Source organism: Gordonia sp. G4 (genome assembly GCF_057770005.1).
This window is the reverse complement of record NZ_CM173442.1, coordinates 638,455-660,047: the sequence shown is the minus strand read 5'-3', so window position 1 is coordinate 660,047 and position 21,593 is coordinate 638,455. Positions and strand designations below refer to the sequence as shown.

The 21,593-nt window shown below is 67.0% G+C and carries 19 protein-coding genes and 1 pseudogene; 15 read left to right on the top strand and 5 right to left on the bottom strand.

The genetic code is table 11. The features are described 5' to 3' along the window. Window positions 1–54 precede the first annotated feature (54 nt). Both AC3B5T_RS02735 and AC3B5T_RS02730 read left to right on the top strand, forming a co-directional pair. Window positions 55–1,152 (top strand): GIY-YIG nuclease family protein, encoded by a 1,098-nt coding sequence (locus tag AC3B5T_RS02735; RefSeq protein ID WP_205333967.1) that lies wholly within the window; start codon window positions 55–57, stop codon window positions 1,150–1,152. 96 nt (window positions 1,153–1,248) lie between these two features. Next, a pseudogene (locus AC3B5T_RS02730) lies at window positions 1,249–2,065 on the top strand (SDR family NAD(P)-dependent oxidoreductase). A gap of 13 nt (window positions 2,066–2,078) precedes the next feature. Here AC3B5T_RS02730 and AC3B5T_RS02725 read toward each other — a convergent pair. Further along, complete coding sequence (locus AC3B5T_RS02725; RefSeq protein ID WP_068971106.1) at window positions 2,079–2,801, bottom strand: mycothiol-dependent nitroreductase Rv2466c family protein; 723 nt, start codon at window positions 2,799–2,801, stop codon at window positions 2,079–2,081. Window positions 2,802–3,185: 384 nt separating this feature from the next. On the opposite strand from AC3B5T_RS02725, the gene AC3B5T_RS02720 reads away from it, so the two are divergent. Then, a complete protein-coding gene (locus AC3B5T_RS02720) occupies window positions 3,186–3,446 on the top strand; it encodes a hypothetical protein (RefSeq protein ID WP_205333953.1) in 261 nt (86 codons plus the stop codon). Window positions 3,447–3,471: 25 nt separating this feature from the next. On the opposite strand, the gene AC3B5T_RS02715 is transcribed toward AC3B5T_RS02720, so the two are convergent. Both AC3B5T_RS02715 and AC3B5T_RS02710 read right to left on the bottom strand, forming a co-directional pair. Continuing rightward, window positions 3,472–4,365: an IS3 family transposase gene (locus AC3B5T_RS02715; RefSeq protein WP_165630008.1), complete on the bottom strand. Its 894-nt coding sequence runs from the start codon at window positions 4,363–4,365 to the stop codon at window positions 3,472–3,474. Continuing rightward, window positions 4,362–4,676 carry a transposase gene (locus AC3B5T_RS02710; RefSeq protein WP_068969944.1) on the bottom strand — a complete coding sequence of 105 codons (315 nt, stop codon included), beginning with the start codon at window positions 4,674–4,676 and terminating at the stop codon, window positions 4,362–4,364. The genes AC3B5T_RS02715 and AC3B5T_RS02710 overlap by 4 nt, the downstream gene beginning before the upstream one ends. Before the next feature lie 363 nt (window positions 4,677–5,039). Here AC3B5T_RS02710 and AC3B5T_RS02705 point away from each other — a divergent pair, with 363 nt between their 5' ends. Further along, a complete protein-coding gene (locus AC3B5T_RS02705; RefSeq protein WP_280360181.1) occupies window positions 5,040–5,576 on the top strand; it encodes a hypothetical protein in 537 nt (178 codons plus the stop codon). Between the two features lie 472 nt (window positions 5,577–6,048). Next, entirely contained in the window at window positions 6,049–6,996 is a 948-nt protein-coding gene (locus AC3B5T_RS02700; protein ID WP_205333914.1) for an adenylate/guanylate cyclase domain-containing protein, read from the top strand. 329 nt (window positions 6,997–7,325) lie between these two features. Here AC3B5T_RS02700 and AC3B5T_RS02695 read toward each other — a convergent pair whose 3' ends face one another. After that, window positions 7,326–9,563 carry an NADP-dependent isocitrate dehydrogenase gene (locus tag AC3B5T_RS02695; RefSeq protein WP_280360180.1) on the bottom strand — a complete coding sequence of 746 codons (2,238 nt, stop codon included), beginning with the start codon at window positions 9,561–9,563 and terminating at the stop codon, window positions 7,326–7,328. Window positions 9,564–9,891: 328 nt separating this feature from the next. Continuing rightward, entirely contained in the window at window positions 9,892–10,446 is a 555-nt protein-coding gene (sigK, locus tag AC3B5T_RS02690) for an ECF RNA polymerase sigma factor SigK (RefSeq protein WP_058249824.1), read from the bottom strand. A 255-nt stretch (window positions 10,447–10,701) separates the two neighbouring features. Between sigK and AC3B5T_RS02685 the strand changes: the two genes are divergently transcribed. The 10 genes from AC3B5T_RS02685 (at window position 10,702) to AC3B5T_RS02640 (ending at window position 21,592) form a co-directional block, all read left to right on the top strand. Then, entirely contained in the window at window positions 10,702–11,307 is a 606-nt protein-coding gene (locus AC3B5T_RS02685) for a DNA-3-methyladenine glycosylase I (protein ID WP_280360179.1), read from the top strand. Window positions 11,308–11,336: 29 nt separating this feature from the next. Next, on the top strand, window positions 11,337–12,083 hold the full coding sequence (locus AC3B5T_RS02680; protein ID WP_280360178.1) for a maleate cis-trans isomerase family protein: 747 nt from the start codon (window positions 11,337–11,339) through the stop codon (window positions 12,081–12,083). Beyond that, window positions 12,080–12,475 carry a PPOX class F420-dependent oxidoreductase gene (locus AC3B5T_RS02675; protein WP_068971209.1) on the top strand — a complete coding sequence of 132 codons (396 nt, stop codon included), beginning with the start codon at window positions 12,080–12,082 and terminating at the stop codon, window positions 12,473–12,475. Before AC3B5T_RS02680 ends, AC3B5T_RS02675 begins: the two co-directional genes overlap by 4 nt. 246 nt (window positions 12,476–12,721) lie before the next feature. Next, window positions 12,722–12,820, top strand: coding sequence for a potassium-transporting ATPase subunit F (locus tag AC3B5T_RS02670; protein WP_083229393.1), 99 nt, complete (start codon window positions 12,722–12,724; stop codon window positions 12,818–12,820). A 4-nt stretch (window positions 12,821–12,824) separates the two neighbouring features. After that, window positions 12,825–14,630 carry a potassium-transporting ATPase subunit KdpA gene (gene kdpA, locus AC3B5T_RS02665; protein WP_280360177.1) on the top strand — a complete coding sequence of 602 codons (1,806 nt, stop codon included), beginning with the start codon at window positions 12,825–12,827 and terminating at the stop codon, window positions 14,628–14,630. 44 nt (window positions 14,631–14,674) lie between these two features. Next, window positions 14,675–16,756 (top strand): potassium-transporting ATPase subunit KdpB, encoded by a 2,082-nt coding sequence (kdpB, locus tag AC3B5T_RS02660; RefSeq protein WP_280361810.1) that lies wholly within the window; start codon window positions 14,675–14,677, stop codon window positions 16,754–16,756. 4 nt (window positions 16,757–16,760) lie between these two features. Then, window positions 16,761–17,396 carry a potassium-transporting ATPase subunit C gene (locus AC3B5T_RS02655; protein ID WP_280360176.1) on the top strand — a complete coding sequence of 212 codons (636 nt, stop codon included), beginning with the start codon at window positions 16,761–16,763 and terminating at the stop codon, window positions 17,394–17,396. Between the two features lie 19 nt (window positions 17,397–17,415). Beyond that, window positions 17,416–19,965 (top strand): DUF4118 domain-containing protein, encoded by a 2,550-nt coding sequence (locus AC3B5T_RS02650; protein ID WP_280360175.1) that lies wholly within the window; start codon window positions 17,416–17,418, stop codon window positions 19,963–19,965. After that, window positions 19,962–20,666 (top strand): response regulator, encoded by a 705-nt coding sequence (locus tag AC3B5T_RS02645; protein WP_165629614.1) that lies wholly within the window; start codon window positions 19,962–19,964, stop codon window positions 20,664–20,666. Before AC3B5T_RS02650 ends, AC3B5T_RS02645 begins: the two co-directional genes overlap by 4 nt. Next, window positions 20,663–21,592: an aminoglycoside phosphotransferase family protein gene (locus AC3B5T_RS02640; protein WP_165629615.1), complete on the top strand. Its 930-nt coding sequence runs from the start codon at window positions 20,663–20,665 to the stop codon at window positions 21,590–21,592. Before AC3B5T_RS02645 ends, AC3B5T_RS02640 begins: the two co-directional genes overlap by 4 nt. Window position 21,593 lies beyond the last annotated feature (1 nt).

Sequence of the window (21,593 nt, the reverse complement as noted above, 5' to 3'; positions counted from 1 at the left end):
TTCGCGGGTTTGCGTGTCGGGTGCTGGCATCATGCGACCATGGCGGTGAACAGGATCGATGCGGTCGAGCTGCCCCGGACGGCGCTCGGCGACTTCTTGTCGTCGTCGGCGTTCGCGGAGATGCTCGACCCGGATGACGAGCGCACGTTCTCCCGCAGTGCGGCGGCCCGGCGCGCCGAGGTCGCCGATGTGGTGCGCGCCGTCGACCGTTTCGCCGGCCGACGATTCGTCGACCGGGAGCGCGCCGGCGAGGTCGTCTTCGGCGGGATCACCGCCGGGGGGCTCGGGGTCCGCCCTTCGGTGGTCGACGAGGTCCTCACCCTGCTGCGGCCGGTCGGCGTCCCCGCGCCCGGTGCCCCGAAACCTGTTCCCCACGAAGCGCAAACGGTGCTCGGTAGTTACGTCTATGCACTGGTCGATCCGCGTGACGCCACGGTGTTCCATGTCGACGCCGGCCGCGGGAACCGCGTATACCGCCATACCGCCGCCGCGCTGGCGGGCGACGCACCCGACCCTGCCGACATCGTCGGCGACGACGATCCGGCCGAGGTCGCGGCCGCCATCTCCGAGCGTATCCGCGACATCGACGCCGACGGGTTCGGCGTCGAACACTGGATTCTGCGGTACGATGTAGATTCTGTCGATTCGGCTGCAGCGCACGCGCTTTCGCTACGACGCACGGTAGTCGACGTCGTCGCTCTGGCCGGATCGGAACTTCCGGAGACGCCGGATGCACAGGGGCCGTGGCGCATCGAGGAGCTGATCCTGCGACATGCGGCGCCGGTGTCGCCGCCGTTGCCCGACGTGTGCGTGCTGGTGAAGGTCGACGAGTCCGCCCGCAGCGACGCCACTGCCGAGGTGATCTACGAATCCGCTCGCAGCGCTTGGCGTGCGGGGCCGCACCGAACCGTCCCCGATCTACCGGTGCTGGTGTTCGCCGACGATCTCGTCCGGGCCGTCCATCGCGTCGACTACTGGGAGTCCTACCGCGACGCCGAGGGAAACCTGGATCCGAAGCGGTGGGTGTACACCGGGAAACCCGACGCCGAACTCGAGGCCCGGTATGTGGGTACCAGCCTGCGCGAGGTCCGGCAAGAACGCGGCGGCAAGTGGAATCCGTCCGGCTGGCACCCGTACGGACACGTTCCCTGAGCCTGTTCGTTGGAACAAACTCGCCTGTCGTGATCCGACGAGGGACGCGCGGTCTGGTACTACTCGCGGCATCGTCCATCGACAGAAAGCCGGCGCATGTCCTCGGATCGACGCAGTTCATTCGACCACCGCACCGCCGTGATCACCGGCGCCTCCGCCGGGATCGGCAAGACGTTCGCGGAACATCTCGCCGCGGAAGGGTACGACCTACTGCTGGTCGCCCGTCGGGCCGAACGGCTCGACGAGTTGTCCGAGCGACTACATCGCGAGCACGGCGTTCGCTGTGAGGTGTTCGCCGGGGATCTGTCCGAACCCGGCACGCCGGCCGCGATCATCGAGCGCGCCGATGAACTCGGGCTGGACATCGACGTGCTGATCAACAACGCCGGTATGGTCGCTGAGCACCAAGTTCGCCGAGACGCCGTGGGAGGAGGTCGGAGGGCAGCTGCAGTTGATGCTGACCTCGCTGACCGAGCTGTCCCACCGCGTGCTCCCGGGGATGAAGAAGCGCCGGTGGGGGCGGATCGTGAACGTCTCGTCCATCACGGCGCTGCTGCCTCCGGCGGAGGGCCTGCTCTACTCCGCGATCAAGTCGTATGTGCTGCTGATGTCCCAGTCCCTGGACATGGAGCTGAAACCGCACGGCATCCACGTGACGGCGCTGTGTCCCGGTTTCACCAGGAGTGAGTTCCACGATGCGATGGGTGCGGAGACCCGCGAGACCGCCGATCGCCTGCCCGGCGTGCTGTGGCAGGAGCCGGAGGACGTCGTGCGCGAGGGGTGGAACGCGGTGATGAAGGGCGACGCGGTGTGCGTGACCGGCATGGTGAACAAGCTGGTCACGACGGCCGTGCGTCCCATTCCGCCGGGTATCCAGTACTTCCTCGGCCGGACGCTCAATCCGTTCAAGTAGACGCCGGGGCGGCTCACTTCTTGGTGCGCCGACTCCCGCCGTGCCAGTCCTCCTCGACACCCGCCTCGCCGTCGGTCACTCCGAAGGCCCGCAGTTGTGGCTTCTCCCGCAGGCTCCGCTTGAGCTCGGCGAAACCCGGGAAGCTCGCCAGCCCGATCACGTGGTCCCACAGCACGACCGCGTCGTCGTCACCGGGTAGACGGCTGATCACGGGCCCGAAGAATGCAACTCCCTCGGGCGGCTGGAAGTGGATGATCGGCGTACCCACATCACGACCGGTCAGGGACAGGGCCTCGTCGGTCTCGGTTTGGATCTCCGCGTCGAACTGGGCGTCGTCGAGGGCGTTCAGGTGGTGCGCGGGCAACCCGAGTTCGTCCAGGACGGGTCCGAGGAACTCCGCGGTACCGCGAAAGTCGGTGGTGTCGACGGTGTAGGAACCGGTGTGCGCGTCGAAGATCCGCGTGCCGAGGGCTTCGTAGAGCGGGCCGATGGCGGCCGGTCCGTGTTCGCGGCGGATGCTCGCCGCCGCGCGCAGGAGGCGGAGTCCGGCGGTGTGCCCGGCCTCGTACTCCGGCGGGAACTGCGCGTCGTAATCGACGTGTGCGTTCAGCAGACGTAGCGAGATGAACCGCCATTCCACCGTGTAGTCCCGCTGCGCCTGTACCTTTCGCACCCACTTGCTCGTCATCCACGCGAACGGACAGACGGGGTCGAAGTAGAAGTTGACGTCGGCCATGATTTCGACGGTAGACGACGGGACAGTCCTAGGTGTCGGCAGAAGCCGCCAACAACTGGTCGCCTAACCGGTACCGCTCGACTGAGTGACTGGTGAGCCTGTGACGGGCTCGTTGGGATGGAGGAGGTGCTGCACGGTGGCGAGCGACGGCTGCTCGAGTGGACCGGTGTAGAGCTCGGGTGCCCAGTCATACACGCCCCGTAATCAGCCGGGTGGGCGAAGCCGAAGCTGAAGAAGAATGGTTCAGGCGGACCGCTGCGAGACCAATCTCATTCGTTCACCTCCGGCAGGACCTGAGCCGGTGCGGACATCGAGGTCAATCGGAGTCCGGGTCAGGTGGAACGATTGCGGAGTAGTAGCGGTCTGCCGAGAGAACGAGTGACGGTGGAAGGGTTCTTCGTTCTGCTCACGCCACCGGTCGCCCTCGCGCTCATGTTCTGGGCGTGGACCATCTGGCTCTCCTTCAGCGCCGCTGGCCGAAACATCCGACGATCTTCGGCCGCAGTTTCTGCGGTGCTGGCGATCTGCGGGGCAATTGCTTTCCTCGCGTTGACCAGTCTCGACGATTACAACGACTACCCCGGTCACACGTGTTCGGTGCGTGATGGGTTTGTACCCGTCGGCTTTCCCCTGAGCAACTACTGAGGTTCCCCTGAAAAAGTGGACACGGTTAGCTTGTTTGCTGACTTGTGTGTGATCTGATTTCGAAGTCGATAGGTGAGACCATCCCTAGCGAGCTATGCCTTCTGTCATGGTTGTAGAATCGGATGTAATTGTCAAGTCCGGCAGCAAGATTCGCGTAGCTGCCGTACGCGTGGCGCTTGTAGTTCTCGTGTTTGACCGTTGACCACAACGACTCGGCGCCGGCGTTGTCCCAGCAGATGCCGGTCGCGCCCATCGAGCGTTGCAAACCATGTCGACGGCACGCTGAAGCCATGTCGTAGCTGGTGTACTGACCGCCTCGGTCGCTGTGCAGAATGGTGCCGGCCACCGAACCGCCACGAGTGAGCACTGCAGCATCCACCGCGTCCTCGACGAGCTCGGTGCGCATGTGATCTGCCAGCGACCAGCCCAGCACTCGACGCGAGTGCTCGTCTCGGATCGCGCACAGGTAGGCGTCCCCTTCGCCGCAGGTCAGATAGGTGATATCGGAGGTCCAGACCAGGTTGATGCCGCCGCGATCGAAATCGCGGCCGACCCGGTCCGGCGGGAACGACGCGGCCGGATCGACCTGGGTGGTCCTGACCTTGAACGTGCGCGGACTGATGCCCTCGATGCCCATCTCGGCCATGATCTTGGCGACGGTGTTCTCCGAGACCGCCACCCCCTCAGCGTGCAGATCGGCGGTAATGCGCGGTGAACCGTAGATGCGTCGCGAGGCCTGCCAGTGCGCCAGAATCTTCACTTCCAGATCCCGGCGCCGCTGCTGTCGGGGCGTCAACTCGACACGATGTTGCCGATCTGCCCACGCGTAGAATCCGGACCGCGACACACCCAGGAGAGCAACAAGTTTCGTCACGTCGTGGTTGGCGCACTCCGCGGCGATGAGTTCGAAACGACTCACCGATGATGCTGCGCCGCAAAGTACGCCGATACTTTTTTCAGGAATGCGATATCACGGTCCTTCTCGGCGAGTTCGGCACGCAGCCTGGTCAGTTCTGAGCGTTCACTCGCCGACAGATCTTGGTCGGGCGGCACCTTGCGAACATCATCGGCGACGCCGTCTCGAAGCCGCTCAGCCCGAACCCATTTGCCCAGCAGATTCTCATGCACATTGAGTTCCCGAGCCACCTCGGTGATCGGCCGACCACCATCAATCACCCGACGAGCAGCCTGAGCCTTGTACTCCGGCGTAAACGACCGCCTCCTGGACATGTCGACATCCTTCCAGCAGGACCCCTGGCCCCACTATCTCGGTGTCCACTCAAACTGGGGAGGCTCATACCACCGCCGCCTCCAGACGTGGTGAGCACATTCCATCCCAGCCTCGACTGGTCTCACCGATTCGAGCTCCTTCCCCTCGGCGTGCGCTGCACCTACTGGATTCGAGACGACCCCCGAATCACAATGAGCACCCACAGCCCCCGGCCGTACTCGGTGTGCAGCTACGGAGCGCTCGTCGTTGCCTTCGTCCAGGCCATCCGAGTCGTCAATCCCGACCTGCTCAGACGCGGTGCGTCGCCGCGGCCAGCGCGTGCAGGTGATGGCGGGCAGATGTAGGCGTGCCACAGTTGATGAGTGCGTACCAAGGTGTTGTTTTTCTGGGTGCTCGGTGGAATCATCACCGCCTTCGCCGCCGCGATCGTGCTCATCGGTGCCGCTGGTTGGCTCACTCTTCGCTCGTCGTGGTTCGAGGACAGCCTGTCCAAGGTGTCGGTCACAGAAGACGCCGACGGGGCTGAACGGATCGCCGAAGCCATGGGTGTTCACCTGAACGACAGCGCCATCAACTACGGGGAAGTGACATCGCAGTTGCAAGGCAAACCGAGTGCTTACGTCGTCGTGAAAGCGGACGGTGCGATGTTGCGCGACAGGATCATTCGGCAGTCACGGCTGCACTGTGCGACCACCGATCCGCCGAATATGGCGTCGATGCGCTCACCGTCGAGGCACGGCCCGCCGCCCTCACCGACTCTGATGGCATGTGGCCGGCCGGCTGGCGACTACAACGACCCGGCGTCAGCGGGGGAGTGGGGCGGTCATCTCACCGTCTGGTTCGACCCCCAGGCGGGTGACCGCAGCACATGGCTCTACATTTCCGCCGCCCCATTCTGATCGAACGGGTGCAGCACGCTTCGCGTAGTTCGTACAGCGCCACTCGAACTAATGACGACCCGCCTGTGAGGGCCGACCGTAATGATGGATGAGTGAATTTCGATGGCATGATCCGTGTGCAGGCGGTGCGCTCGTCGACACGGTCGTCCTCCTCGACGAGGCCGTCGGGTAGGGCTGCCCGCGGCGATTAGATGGTGGATGTGCTGGTGGCCACGGCCGGACTATCCGAATGCGCTGCTGATTGCCGCGCGGACAACTGGCCGTTCTATATCGGTTTCGCGTTGTTTGTGTTGTTCTGCGTCTGGATCACCTTGTCGATGTTCGCGACTGTCGACGTCATCAGTCGTCACATCGGGCCCCGTCGCAGTGCGACGTGGGTCGGCGTTGTGTGGCTTGTTCAGCGTTTGGAACGGTGTCACCGAGGCCGCGGCGGTGTCGGTCTCGCGATGAGCGGGGCCACTAGACTCAAGGCGTGACCGGAGCCGACGATTCGACACGTGACCGCGACGGTCTCCCGGATCCCGGTCCGACCGAGGACGATGCGACATCCGCCGCGGACGGCCCGGACGGGCCCTCCGCAGCGAACGATAGGACCGGTGGGTCGACCCGTCGTCGGGGCGACCGGCTTCCCGTCCGACGCGACGATCCCGACCGTCCCGGACCCGGGCGCCGGATGGCCGACCTGCTGGCCCGCACCGACTCCAGGGCCGGGGTCGTCAAGGCGGCTCGCGCCGCACGAGATCTGATCCCGCACGACGAGAACCCGATCACCGGGCCGCGTGCATCCGACCGCGTGGCCCGCCTCATCAGCGAGTCCCGGCCCGAGAAACCCAGTGCCATACGAGAGCTCGGCCTCGCATCGATCCAGGTGTGGCAGGCGTTGGTGACCACACGACGTCGTCGATCCGAACGCACCCCAGTCCCCGCCACCATCTTGGTCACCGATCTCGTCGGATTCTCGACGTGGGCCCTGCATGCCGGAGACGACCAGGTCCTCCAACTCCTGCGCGACGTCAACGGCGTCACCGAGAACATCGTGCGCAGCCGCGGCGGACGCATCGTCAAACATCTCGGCGACGGGACGATGGCCGTGTTCATCGACGGTGTCGAAGCGATCGAGGCCGGTCACGAGGTGATTGTCGCCGTGAGTGCCCTGACGGTCGGGGACTACCGGCCACAGCTGCGAGCCGGTCTCCACACCGGCGAACCGCGGGCGGTCGGTGACGATTTCCTCGGTGTCGATGTGAACGTCGCCGCTCGGGTCGCGGCAGCGGCGGGAGCCGGTGAGCTGTTGGCCAGCGGAGCGACCGTCGAGGCCGCCGGCGCTGATCGGTACGCCACTCGTCGTCGGCGATTCCGCGCCAAGGGGGTACCGCGCGACATCGAGGTGTTCGCCGTCGTGCCCCGCTACTCCGACTGACCGATCCTCGACCTGTTTGCTAGCAGGGTGTGTGTACGCCGAAGAGATCGAGAGGACTACGTGCGGCCGCGCCGACTTTACGGGCCCGATAGACGCGTTGCCTGTGCCCGCCGACACGCACGATGGGCGCACGACGGGCCGTGACCACCGCACGACTGGTCAACCCCAGCTGCGGCTCCCGCCCCTCGAGGATCTTGTCGATCGCACGCACTACTCCACGGGCCGAATGTTGTTGACGCGACGGGCATCTGCGGCCAGCGTCTGATCCAGTTCGAATGGGTCTGATGAGTCGGCGTGGGCCTCACTCGAGACCCACGCCGACTTCCAGATCAGCGCTGCGCGTTCGCGAGTGCCTCGTTGAACGTCGTGCTCGGACGCATGACGGCGGCGGTCTTGTCCCAGTCGGGGTAGTAGTAGCCGCCGATGTCGACCTGCTCGCCCTGAACCGCGTTGAGCTCCTCGACGATCTTGTCCTCGTTGGCCGCGAGGGTTTCGGCCAGCGACGAGAAGTGCTTCGCGAGCTCGTCGTCCTCGGTCTGCGCGGCGAGTTCCTGAGCCCAGTAGAGCGCCAGGTAGAACTGGCTGCCGCGGTTGTCGAGTTCGCCGGTCTTGCGCGACGGTCCCTTGTCGTTCTCGAGCAGCTTGCCGGTGGCGGTGTCGAGGGCCTTCGCGAGGAGAACGGCGCGCTTGTCGTCGAACTTCTTGCCCACGTCCTCGAGGCTCACCGCGAGCGCGAGGAACTCGCCGAGCGAATCCCAGCGGAGGTGGTTCTCCTCGATGAGCTGCTTGACGTGCTTCGGTGCCGAGCCGCCCGCGCCGGTCTCGTAGAGTCCGCCGCCGGCCATCAGCGGGACGATCGACAGCATCTTGGCGCTGGTGCCGAGTTCCAGGATCGGGAACAGGTCGGTCAGGTAGTCGCGCAGAATGTTGCCCGTCGCCGAGATGGTGTCCAGGCCGCGGACGACGCGCTCGAGGGTGTACCGCATGGCGCGGACCTGCGACATGATCTGGATGTCGAGGCCCTCGGTGTCGTGATCCGGCAGGTACTTGTGGACCTTCTTGATCAGCTCGTTCTCATGCGGGCGGTACGGGTCGAGCCAGAAGAGCACCGGCATCCCGGAATCGCGGCACCGGTTCACGGCCAGCTTGATCCAGTCCTGGACGGGCGCGTCCTTGACGATGCACAGACGCCAGATGTCGCCCTCTTCGACGGTCTGGGTGAGCAGCACCTCGCCGGTCTCCAGATCGGTGATGTTGGCGGTGCCGCCCGCGGGGACCTCGAAGGTCTTGTCGTGCGAGCCGTACTCCTCGGCCTTCTGCGCCATCAGACCGACGTTGGGCACCGTGCCCATCGTCGTGGGATCGAACTGTCCGTTGGTCTTACAGAAGTTGATCATCTCCTGGTAGATGCGGGAGAAGGTCGACTCCGGGTTGACGGCCTTGGTGTCCTTGAGCCGGCCATCGGCGCCGTACATCTTGCCGCCCGCGCGGATCATGGCCGGCATCGAGGCGTCGACGATGACGTCGCTGGGGGAGTGGAAGTTGGTGATGCCGCGGGCCGAGTCGACCATCGCCAGCTCGGGGCGATGCTCGTGGCACTTGTGCAGGTCGTCGATGATCTCCTCGCGCTGCGCGCTGGGCAGCGACTCGATCTTGCTGTAGAGATCCGACAGCCCGTTGTTGACGTTGACGCCGAGCTCGTCGAAGAGTTCGCCGTGCTTCTCGAAGGCCTCGCGGTAGAAGACCTTGACCGCGTGCCCGAAGACGATGGGGTGCGAGACGCGCATCATGGTGGCCTTGACGTGCAGCGAGAACATCACGCCGGTCTTGTAGGCGTCGTCGATCTGTTCCTCGTAGAACTTGATCAGGGCCTTCTTGCTCATGAACATGCTGTCGATGACGTCACCGTCGGTCAGCGTGACCTCGGGCTTGAGCACGAGGGTCTCGCCGGAGTCGGTGATCAGCTCCATCTTGACCTTGCGGTCGCCGGAGACGGTCATCGACTTCTCGCCGTGGTAGAAGTCGCCTTCGCGCATGTGGGCGACGTGGGTGCGCGAAGCCATCGACCACTCACCCATGCTGTGCGGGTGCTTCTTCGCGTACTCCTTGACCGCCTTCGGTGCTCGACGGTCCGAGTTACCTTCGCGCAGAACGGGGTTCACGGCGCTACCGAGGCACTTGGTGTACCGGTCGCGAATCGCGCGCTCCTCGTCGGTCTTCGGGTTGCCCGGGAAGTCGGGCAGGTCGTAACCCTTGCCCTGGAGCTCCTTGATGGCGGCGAGCAGCTGGGGGACCGACGCGGAGATGTTGGGGAGCTTGATGATGTTGGTGTCGGACTTCTGGGTCAGCTTGCCGAGCTCGCCCAGGTTGTCGGTGACCTTCTGGTCATCGGGCAGGAGGTCGGAGAACTCGGCGAGGATGCGAGCCGCGACGGAGATGTCGCTGGTCTCGACGGCGATCCCGGCCGCCCCGGCGAACGTGCGCACGACCGGTAGAAACGCGTGAGTGGCGAGCATGGGTGCCTCGTCGGTCAGCGTATAGATGATGGTCGGCTGTTCGGCACTCATGCGATGTGTTCTCGATTCTGTCTTGGTCGACGCGTTTGTGTGTGCGGCCTTGTGGGTCCGGTTTTACCGATATCACGACGGGGATGGACTCGCGTGACATCCACCCATGATTTTGCCTGTCCGGGCCGGGCGGCGGGAGACGTGGTCGGTGGATTCGCGTCGAACGCCAGGTGGTAACGGCTGTGACCTGGCCTGCGTCCCAAAATTTGTGTGGTCGACGCCACAGCCGATTCGTCCGGGGTGCCGACATGAGTCGACCCCACTCGGTTGGCGGGTGATCGCCGTCGAGCGGGGTCGGTCGGGCCGGTGGGGCTTGGCGCGGGTGGTGTCAGGCGACGCGAACCGGCACGGTCTGCCGGAGTCTGATCAGGCCGTCCCGGATGCGGGACTTGACGGTCGGCAGGGCGACGTCGAGATGCTCGGCGACCTCGCGGTAGGTGAGCCCATGGAAGTAGGCGAGCTCGATCGCCTGGCGCTGCAGCGGGGTGAGGGTTTCCAGGCCGGTGTGGATCAGACGGGCGATCTCGCGTCGCTCCACCGATTCGCTGACCTCGTCGACCTCGCGACCGGTGTCGGCGATGCCGTAGGCGACGGTCCGGCGGGTCGCCGCCGACTCGGAGCGCACGCGATCGACCGCGCGACGATGCGCGAGAGTGAGAATCCACGACAGTGCGGAGCCGGACGCGGGATCGTAGGCGTCGGCATTGCGCCAGACCGCCAGGAACGTCTCCTGGGTGGCCTCCTCGCTGTAGCCCGGATCGCGGAGGACCCGCAGCGTCATGCCGTAGACCCGGTCGCACGTCGCGTCGTAGAACTGCGCGAACGCGTCCATGTCGCCGGTGGCCACCCGGGCGAGGAGAGTGCTCAGTTCGGTGTCTTTCATCACGAAGCTCCTTGCCGCAGATGGATTGTCCCGCTCTCGGGGCTCACGTCGGGCGGCACTGCGCCGGGTGGCCGAGTTGCGATGTGTCCAACGCTATGCCCCGCGCTGCGCAAAGTGATCATCGCGACACACAACGGGACGCTTTCGCAATACTTGGTAACGGGGAGATAACGGCGGCGCTCGTACCCCCCGAACCGCCGATGAGCTGGGATGTCGGTGTCGCGGAGTAGCCTCCTCGCGACGAGAGGGGCGTGCATGCCTGACGACACCATAACGATCGCCGACGGTCGAGCGCGTTGCCTGTGGGCGGCGCGTGAGCCGGAGACCACCTACCACGACACGGAGTGGGGATTCCCGATAGCCGGTGACACGGCGCTGTTCGAGCGTGTCTGCCTCGAGGGTTTCCAGTCCGGGCTCAGCTGGCGGACGATTCTGATCAAGCGGGAGAACTTCCGGGCCGCGTTCGCCGGATTCGACATCGAGCGCGTGGCACGCTTCACCGACGCCGACGTCGCCAGGCTGCTCGCCGACGCCGGCGTCATCCGACACCGCGGCAAGATCGAGGCATCGATCAACAATGCTCGCCGGGCCGTCGAACTGATCGACGAGCAGGGGTCGCTGGAGTCCTATTTCTGGAAATACGCCCCCGCCGGGGACCACGTGCCGGGTTCGATGACGACCTCGCCCGAGTCGCTCGCTCTGTCCAAGGACTTGAAGAAGCGCGGCTGGCGGTTCGTCGGTCCGACCACGATGTTCGCTCTCATGCAGGCGACGGGAATGGTCAACGACCACGCCTACGGCTGCGTGATCCGCGAGGACGTGGAAGCGGCGTTGCGCGAGGCGGGCCTGCACAAATTGTAGACAATCCGACAATGTGCCATCATCCCTGCATGACGGCCCAGATCGGTATCGGGATGGTGTGCCCGTTCGACATGGCTCTCGATCGTGAGCTGTGGCGGTGGATGCCGGATTCGGTGTCGCTGTACTTCACCCGCACCGGTTTCATCGACGCGCCCGTGGACGTGGAACTGTGCCGCGACCTGAACAACCACGCCGAGATCGCCGCCGCCGTGCGGGCCGTCTCGTCGGTCGGGCCGCGCGCCTTCGGTTACGCCTGCGCATCCGGCAGCTTCGTTTACGGGATGGCCGGTGCGCTCGAGATCTCGAACTGCATGGTCGCGGCCGGTGCCGACCGGGCGGTGACGACGTCGGAGGCACTGATCCGTGCGCTCGATGTACTGGGCATCGGTACGCTTTCGGTCGCGACGCCCTACACGGCGAACCTCACCGCTCTGCTGTGCGACTTCCTCGCCGAATCAGGCCGGAGCGTCGTGGCGCAGGCCGGGCTCGGCCGCGACCACGAGATCTGGACGATTCCCTACCACGTGACCGCCGACCTGATCCGCGCCGCGGACCATCCCGATGCCGAGGCGATCTTCGTGTCCTGCACCAACCTGTGGACCTACGACATCCTCGCCGGCCTCGAAGCCGAACTCGGCAAGCCCGTCCTGTCGGCGAACCAGGTCACCGCCTGGGCGACCCTGTGCGACGCCGGAGTCCTCGGCGAGATCAACGGGCCCGCGGGCACGTCGGACGGCCATGCGCAGACACTGTTTGCCCGTAGCATTGCCGCATGACCTCGAGCGCGGCGACATTCGGCGAAGCAGGCACCGCCAAGTACGTGAATCTGACGACCTACCGCAAGGACGGCACCGCGGTGACCTCGCCGCTGTGGGCGGCGCTCGACGGCGACCAACTCGTCATGTGGACCGTCGCGGATTCGTGGAAGGTCAAGCGCCTGCGACGCGATCCGCGCGTCGTCGTGCAGGCCTGTGACGTCCGGGGCCACAAGACTTTCGGTGCACCCGTCAGCGGCACCGCCGAGGTGCTCGACGCCGCGGACAGCGGCCGCGTCAAGAAGGCCATCGCCGACAAGTACGGACTCCTCGGCAAGATCACCATGCTCGGCAGCAAGCTCCGCCGGGGCGATCACGGCAGCGTGGGGATCGTCATCACGCCTACGGCGTAGCAACCCGCGCCGCTCCGCGCGGATGTCAACGCCGCATCAATAACGGCGTGGCCCGCGTATGGAAAGTGTTAAGAGCTCTTTCGCGGCCCGTCGGGCTGCGTGATCCTTCGACGTGGCCACCGAGTGGTGGACGTCGATGTGATCGGAGAGTGACTGCGTGGCGGACCTCGTGTACGTGCTGCCGGCCCTCGCAGGGTTCGCCCTGTGCGTGCTGGCGGTGCGAGCCCTCGATGTGCGGACCAAGTCGTGACCGCCGACGGGGTGACCAACGTCGTGCTGCTGGCCCTCGCCGCCGCGACCGTGGTGTTCCTGCTCGTCGCGCTGGTGTTCCCGGAGAGGTTCTGACGCCGTGAACACAACTGTTGCGGGACTGCTGCAGGTGGCCGCGCTGGTCGTCATCCTTGCCGTTGCCTACGTCCCCCTGGGCGATTACATGGCACGCGTCTACACCGGTGAGAGGGACCTTCTCGTCGAGCGCGTCCTCTACCGGATGGCGCGGGTGGACCCCCGCCGCCAGCAGACCTGGGTGGGTTACGCCCTTGCAGTGCTGGCCTTTTCGCTGATCTCGTTCCTCGTCGTCTACCTGCTGCAGCGTCTGCAGGGGGTGTTGCCGTGGTCCGACGGTAAATCCGGTGTGGCCCCGTCGATGGCGTTCAATACCGCGATCTCCTTCGTCAGCAACACCAACTGGCAGTCCTTCTCGCCCGAAGTGGTGATGAGCAACCTGACACAGATGCTCGGCCTCGCCGTCCAGAACTTCGTCTCGGCAGCGGTGGGACTGGCGGTCGCGATCGCGGTCATCCGCGGGATCGTGAGCCGCCGCGGAACCGGCGAGATCGGGAACTTCTGGGTGGACCTGGTGCGCGGATCGGTCCGAATCCTGTTGCCGCTCAGTCTCGTCCTCGCGACACTGCTGATCACCCAGGGGCTGGTGCAGTCCTGGCACACCGGGTTCGGGTGGACCACCCTCGACGGTGCCGACGCGCGGAGCATGCTCGGCCCGTTCGCCTCGCAGGAGGCCATCAAGGAACTCGGCACCAACGGCGGCGGGACACTGTCGGCGAACTCGGCACACCCGTTCTCCAACCCGACGCCTTTGTCGAACCTGCTGGAGATCGCCGTACTCCTGTTGATCCCGGTCTGCCTGACGCGCACCTACGGAAGGATGGTCGGCGACCGCCAGCAGGGACTGACGCTGCTCGGCGTGATGGCCGCGATCTGGTCGCTGATGCTCACGCTCGTGTGGATCTTCGAGAGCCGCACCCCCGGAAGCGCTTCCGCGGCCGCCGGGGGGATGATGGAAGGCAAGGAGGTCCGGTTCGGCATCCCCGGATCGGCGCTGTTCGCGGTGTCGACCACCGGCACGTCGACCGGCGCGGTGAACTCCGCGCACGACAGTTTCTCGGCGGTCGGCGGCGGCGCCGTCCTGTGGAACATGCTGCTCGGTGAGGTCGCACCCGGCGGTGTGGGATCGGGTCTCTACGGCATCCTCGTGATGGCGATGATCACCGTCTTCATCGGTGGTCTGCTCGTCGGGCGCTCGCCCACGTTCCTCGGTAAACGCATCGGACAGCACGAGATCACCATGGCCGCGCTGTACGTGCTGGTGATGCCGGCGCTCGTATTGATCGGCACCGGGATCTCTATGATCCTGGGATCGACGACGCAGGCGCAGGGCAACAGCGGGGCGCCGGGGAGTCCGGGCTCGATCCACGGGTTCAGCGAAGTCCTGTACGCGTACGCGTCGGCGGCGAACAACAACGGCAGTGCGTTCGGCGGACTCACGGTGACCGGTGACTGGTTCCAGGCCTCGCTCGGTATGGCGATGCTCGTGGGTCGTTTCCTGCCGATCGTGCTGGTGCTCGCGCTGGCCGGGCTGCTCGCCCGGCAGACGCCGCGCGGTGGTGACGCCCGGTCCGGGGACCCCGCGCGACCGTCGGCCGCCATCGGGGACCGAGTCGGCGGCGCGTCGACCGCGGTTCTCACCGTCCCTGCCGACACCGCCACCGATGACGTTGCGGCGGAGACGCGTTCGACCCTGCCCACCTCCGGACTCCTGTTCGGATTCCTTCTGACCGCGACCATTGTGCTCGTCGCCGGTCTCACCTTCTTCCCGGCCATGGCGCTGGGACCGATTGCCGAGGCACTGCTGTGACCACACAACTCGTCACCTCCGACGATCCTGACAAGACGAGCGTCGTGGATCCCATCGACGCCGAGCCGACGCTGGTGTCGCGCGGCGCCTTCGACGTGCGTTCGCTGGTGACGTCGATGCCGCTGGCACTGCGGAAGCTCAGCCCGCGCGATCAGGCCCGGAACCCGGTGATGTTCGTCGTGTTCCTCGGAGCCGTCGTCACCACCCTGCTCGCGATGCTGCGGCCATCCTGGTTCAGCTGGACCGTCGCCGCCTGGCTGTGGTTCACCGTCCTGTTCGCCAACCTCGCCGAAGCCGTCGCCGAGGGACGTGGCCGGGCGCAGGCCGACAGTCTGCGAAAGGTGAAGCGGGACACGGTCGCTCGTCGGCTCCGCGCCGACGACGACGTCACCGGGGTCGGGGCGACCGAGGAGGTCGCCGGCAGCGACCTGCGGATCGGCGACCTCGTCGTGGTCGAGGCGGGCGAGGTCATCGCCGGTGACGGCGACGTCGTCGACGGGATCGCCACCGTGGACGAGTCGGCGATCACCGGCGAGTCGGCGCCGGTCGTCCGCGAATCCGGTGGCGATCGCTCGGCGGTCACCGGCGGAACCGTGGTGCTCTCCGACCGCATCGTCGTCCGGATCACCACGGCGCCGGGGGAGACCTTCGTCGACCGGATGATCGCGCTCGTCGAGGGCGCCGCGCGGACGAAGACCCCCAACGAGATCGCGCTGGACATCCTGCTGACGAGCCTGACGGTGATCTTCCTCCTCGCGGTCGTCGCTGTCTCGCCGATGCAGGAGTACGCCGGGCAGTCCCCCGACCCGGTGAAACTGATCGCGCTGCTGGTGTGCCTCATACCGACGACCATCGGCGCCCTGCTCAGCTCGATCGGCATCGCCGGCATGGATCGGCTGGTGCAGCGCAACGTCCTGGCCATGTCGGGGCGCGCGGTCGAGGCGGCCGGCGACATCGACACACTCCTGATGGACAAAACCGGGACCATCACCTACGGCAACCGGCGCGCCACCGATCTGTACGCGGCCCCCGGGGTGTCCGTCGACGAACTGGCACGAATCGCCCACCGCTGCAGTCTCGCCGACGACACCCCCGAGGGACGCAGCATCGTCGAACTCTGCCGGACCGCGTACGGCATCGCGCCGGACGCAGCGACCGGCGACACGATCATCCCGTTCACCGCGCAGACGCGGATGAGCGGCGTGGACTCCCGGACCGACGGCGGTGTGGTCGAGTATCGGAAAGGCGCCGCCGACGCGGTCACCCGCTGGGTGATCGCCGGAGCAGGGGCCGTCGACGACGCCGTCGCCGCCGATGTGGAGCGGGTGTCGTCGGCGGGTGGCACGCCGCTCGTGGTCGGCGTCCGCGACGCCGGCCGGCCCGCCCGCGTCATGGGTGTGATCGGGCTGTCCGATGTGGTGAAGCCCGGCATGACAGCGCGGTTCGCGCAGCTCCGCGCGATGGGCATCCGCACCGTGATGGTCACCGGCGACAACCCGCTCACCGCCCGGGCCATCGCGACCGAGGCCGGTGTCGACGACTTCGTCGCCGAGGCCACACCCGAGCAGAAGCTGGATCTCATCCGCTCGGAGCAGGCCGCCGGGCGTCTGGTCGCGATGACCGGCGACGGTACCAACGATGCACCGGCGCTGGCGCAGGCCGACGTGGGGCTGGCGATGAACACCGGGACATCGGCGGCCAAGGAAGCCGGCAACATGGTGGACCTCGACTCCGACCCGACGAAACTCATCGAGGTCGTCGGCATCGGCAAGCAGTTGCTGATCACCCGAGGTGCCCTGACGACGTTCTCGCTCGCCAACGACCTCGCGAAGTACTTCGCGATCCTGCCCGCGATGTTCACCGCCGTCTATCCACAACTCGACGCCCTGAACATCATGGGCCTGCATTCGGCGCAGTCGGCGATCGTGTCCGCGGTGATCTTCAACGCACTGATCATCGTGGCGCTCATCCCGCTGTCGTTGCGCGGCGTGCGCTACCGGCCGGACTCGGCGTCGAAGTTGTTGGGCCGCAACCTACTCGTCTACGGAATCGGTGGGGTGGTCACGCCGTTCGTCGGCATCTGGCTGATCGATCTCCTCGTTCGTCTTCTTCCGGGAATGGGATGACGTCATGAACACAGTCTGGTCCGGCTTCGTCCGGCAATGCGTCGCCGCCGCGGGCATGATCCTCGGTCTCACGCTGATCCTGGGCCTCGCCTATCCGGCTGCCGTGTGGGCGATCTCGCGGGTGAACACCGACGGGGCGGAGGGCTCGCGGGTGTTCGATACCGCGGGATGTGCGGTCGGCTCGACGCTGATCGGTGTCGACCCGCAGGTCGAAGCGGGTGCGCCCGATCCTTATCTGCATGCTCGGGTTGTGGGCGCCCCGGGTGAGCCGATGGCGACCGGGGACCCGGCAGCGTCCGCGGCGACCAATCAGGGGCCCAACAGCGAGGTCCTGCTGACCAACGTCACCGCGCGTCGCGCGCTGATCGCCGCACGGGAGGGAGTGACACCCGCGCAGGTGCCCGCCGACGCGGTGACCGGGTCGGGGTCGGGACTCGACCCGCACATCAGTCCCGCCTATGCCGGGCTACAGGTCGCCCGGCTCGCGCGCGAGAACCGTCGGTCACCCGCGGAGATCGAGGCGGTCATCGACGCGCACACCGAGGGCAGACAGTTCGGATTCCTCGGTGAGCCCCGCGTGAACGTCCTCGAGGTGAACCTCGCGCTGGGGCACGCGCCGCCCGGCTGTCGCGCCCCGTGAGCGCGGTTAGACTCGGTCGATGACATCAGCGGCGACCGGGCACCACGATGGTCGCGGCAAACTGCGGGTGTTCCTCGGTTGTGCGCCCGGCGTCGGCAAGACCTACGAGATGCTCGCGCAGGCCAGAACCCTTGTCGACGAGGGCACGGACGTCGTGATCGGGGTCGTCGAATCCCACGGGCGGGTCGCGACTGCCGCCCTCGCGGAAGGTGTGGAAGTCGTCCCGCGCACCAGGCGCCCCTACCGCGGGACACCGTTGGAGGACATGGACCTCGACTCTGTGCTGGCTCGCCGGCCGCAGGTGGTGCTGGTCGACGAGCTCGCCCACACGAATGTCCCCGGGCTCCGAAACCGCAAGCGGTGGGAGGACATCGAGGAGTTGCTCGCCGCCGGGATCGACGTCTACTCGACGATCAACATCCAGCACCTGGAGAGTCTGAACGACGTCGTCGCCCAGATCACCGGAGTGGTGCAACGGGAGACCGTGCCCGACGACATTGTGCGCGGTGCCGACGAGATCGAACTCGTCGACATCGATCCGCAAGCGTTGCGCCAGCGCCTGTCCGCGGGCAAGGTCTACCCGAACGGGCGGGTCGACGGTGCCCTGGTCAACTACTTCCGGCAGGGCAACCTCACCGCGCTGCGCGAGCTCGCGCTGTTGTGGCTCGCCGACCAGGTCGACGACAAGCTCGCGGATTATCGTGCGGCGCACTCCATCACCGAGACCTGGGAAGCGCGTGAACGGGTCGTGGTGGCCGTCACCGGTGGCGCCGAATCGCCGACCCTGCTCCGACGCGCGAGCCGGATCGCATCGCGGTCGAGCGCCGAACTGCTGGCCGTCCATGTGGTACGGGGCGACGGGCTGACCGGTGCGGGCGTGGACCTCGCCGCGCTCAAGGAACTCGCGACGGGATTCGGGGCGCGAATCCACACCGTCGTCGGCGACGACATCCCGGACACGCTGCTGGACTTCGCACGTGGCGTCAACGCCACCCAGCTCGTACTCGGCACCTCGCGCCGACCGCGATGGCAGCGGATCTTCGACGAAGGCGTCGGCGCCGCCGTGGTGAGCGAGAGCGGCCGCATCGACGTGCACATGGTGACCCACGACGAGACGACCCGGCGGTCCCGACTAGACATCCGGGACACCCGCTTCCACCGGCCGCTGAGCTGGGTCTTCGCGGTGCTGGTCCCGGCCGTCGTCACCGGGGTGCTCCAGCTGCTCGACCCGTGGCTCGGTTTCGCCAGCCAATCGGCGCTGTACTTCGTTGCGGTGCTGGCGGTGTCGATGCTCGGTGGCATCCTGCCGGCCGCGTTGTCGGCGGTCATCTCCGGCCTGCTGCTGAACTACTTCTTCACCGATCCCAGGTTCACGTTCACGATCAGCCAGCCCGACAATCTGATCACCATCCTGGTGATGTTGTTGATCGCGATCGCGGTTGCCGCGCTGGTGGATTCGGCGACCGTTCGACGTGCACAGGCGCAGGACGCCGCCCGCGAGGCCGAACTGCTCGCGCTGTTCTCCAGCGTCGTGCTCGGCGGTGCCGACGTCCCGGTCCTGCTGGACCGGTTCCGGGAGACCTACGATCAGTCGGCCGTGTCGGTGGTACGGCGGACCTCGCGGGCCGGCCGGACGGTCGAGGCCGCGGTGGGCGACTCACCGCCGACGACCCCGGAGGACGCCGACACCGTCTGCGTCGTGCCGGGTGACGAGTTCGAACTGCTCCTGCGCGGGCCGAAGCTCGGGGCGCGGGATCGTCGCGTCCTGTCGGCCGTGGCCGGGCAGGCGGCGGGCGCCGTGCAGCGTCACGCCCTCGAAGCCGAGGCGGCGACGGCCGACGCGCTCGCGCGCACCGACGAGCTACGGCGGGCCCTGCTGTCGGCGGTCGGACACGAACTGCGGACGCCGTTGGCCGCGGCGAAGGCGGCGGTGTCGAGCCTGCGCAGTGACGACGTCACCTTCAGTGACGAGGACACCGCGGAACTGCTGGCGACCGTCGACGAGTCGGTCGATCACCTCACCTCGCTGGTGGGGAACCTGCTGGACTCCTCGCGGCTCGCGGCAGGGGCGGTCCGGCCGCAGCGGCAGCGGACCTTCCTGCCCGAGGTCGTGCATCGCGCCGCGGTGACGGCGGGCCGTCCCGACCGGCCACCGGGCCCGGTCTTCGATCTCGAACATGCCTGGGCGTACACCGATCCCGGACTGCTCGAGCGTGCGCTGGCGAACCTCATCGACAACGCGCGCCGACACGGCGGCGGGCAGGTCGAGATCACCGCCCGGCTGACCCCCGCCGACCCGCCCCGATGCGTGATCCGGGTCGTTGACCACGGAACCGGTCTCCCGATGGTGGATCGAGACCAGATCTTCGTACCCTTCCACCAGAATGGCGACACCAGCGGCGCGTCGTCGGGGGTGGGCCTGGGGCTGTCGGTGGCGCGGGGATTCGTCACGGCAATCGGGGGCGTGCTGAGCGTCGAGGACACGCCGGGCGGTGGCGCCACCATGGTCGTCGACCTGCCCGCGACCGACGAGGACGCGCACCCCGAGACAGCAAGGCCGACCCGATGAGCGCCGAGAAGACACGGGTCCTGGTCGTCGACGACGAACCGCAGTTGTTGCGGGCCCTACGGATCAACCTCAACGCGCGTGGCTTCGCGGTGACGACCGCGGCCACCGGGGCCGCCGCGCTGACAGCGGCCGCGCGGGAGAACCCGCACGTCGTGGTGCTCGATCTCGGCCTGCCCGACATCGACGGTCTGACGGTTCTCGAGGGACTGCGCGGATGGACGACGGTGCCCGTCATCGTCCTGTCGGCGCGCACCGACGCTGCCGACAAGGTCGTCGCGCTGGACTCGGGGGCCGACGATTACGTCACCAAACCCTTTGGCATGGAGGAGTTCCTGGCCCGGCTGCGAGCCGCGCTACGGCGCGGAGCCGTGTCGAACGCGACGTCGGAAGCGCCGGTCGTGGACGCGGGTGCCTTCGTCGTGGATCTGGCCGCCAAACAGGTGACGCGCGGGGAGGTTCCGGTCCACCTGACGCCGACCGAGTGGGGCATCCTGGAGATGCTGGTGCGTCACGAGGGAAAACTGGTGTCGCAGAGTGACATCCTGACCACGGTGTGGGGCCCGGGGTACCTGGGGCAGAGCAACTACCTGCGCGTCTACCTGGCGAGTCTTCGACGCAAACTCGAGGAGGACCCGGCGCACCCGCGGCACCTCCTGACCGAGGCCGGAATGGGCTACCGGTTCGTCCGCGGCGCACTGTGATCACGGCGCCGGAGATCCCGGTCGGTCTGTCGGAGCAGGCCGCGCTCGGTCCGCTCTGGGTGGACTGGCTGTCGCGTCTACCGGGCGCGGTCTCGGCCCTCCTGGACGAGTGGGGATTGCGTCGTGACGGTGACGAGCTGTGGCACGGGTTCGAGTCACTCGTCGTTCCCGTGCTCGATCGGCAGGGTGCGCGGGCGGTCCTCAAGGTGGCGTTCGACGGTGACGACGAAGGTGCGCAAGAGGCACTGGGACTGCAACATTGGCACGGTCGCGGGGCGGTACGCATGTTGCGCGCCGATCCGCGTCGACGCGCGATCCTCCTCGAACGACTGACGCGACGCGATCTGACGACCATCGACGATGACGAAGCATGCCGGGTGGTCGCCGGTCTCTACGGCCGGTTGCACATCCCTGCGCCGGGGCGGCTGGCGCTCCTCACCACACATCTCGAGCGCTGGCTGGACAACCTGGCCGGCATCCCGCGGGACGCGCCGGTTCCGCGCCGGTTCGTCGAGCAGGCGCTGTCGGTCGGCCGGGACTTCCTGGCCGACACGGCCACGGTGGGTGTCATCGTGCACGGCGACCTGCACCACGAGAACGTCCTCGCCGATGCCGACGGCCGCTGGGTCGCCATCGACCCGAGCCCGATGTCGGGGGATGCGCACTACGAACTCGCCCCCATGCTGTGGAATCGCCTCGGCCCGCGCGTGTCCGACGTTCGGTACGACATCCGCCGCCGCTTCTACACCATCACCGATGCGGCGGACCTCGATCCGGACCGGGCCCGCGACTGGGTCATCGTCCGGATGATCCTCAACGCGCACTGGGCGATCGAGGACGCCGACCGCGCGTCACGCCCGCTCCGACCGGCCGACCGGGAGTGGATCACCACCTGCATCACCGTCGCGAAAGCGGTGATCGACTGAT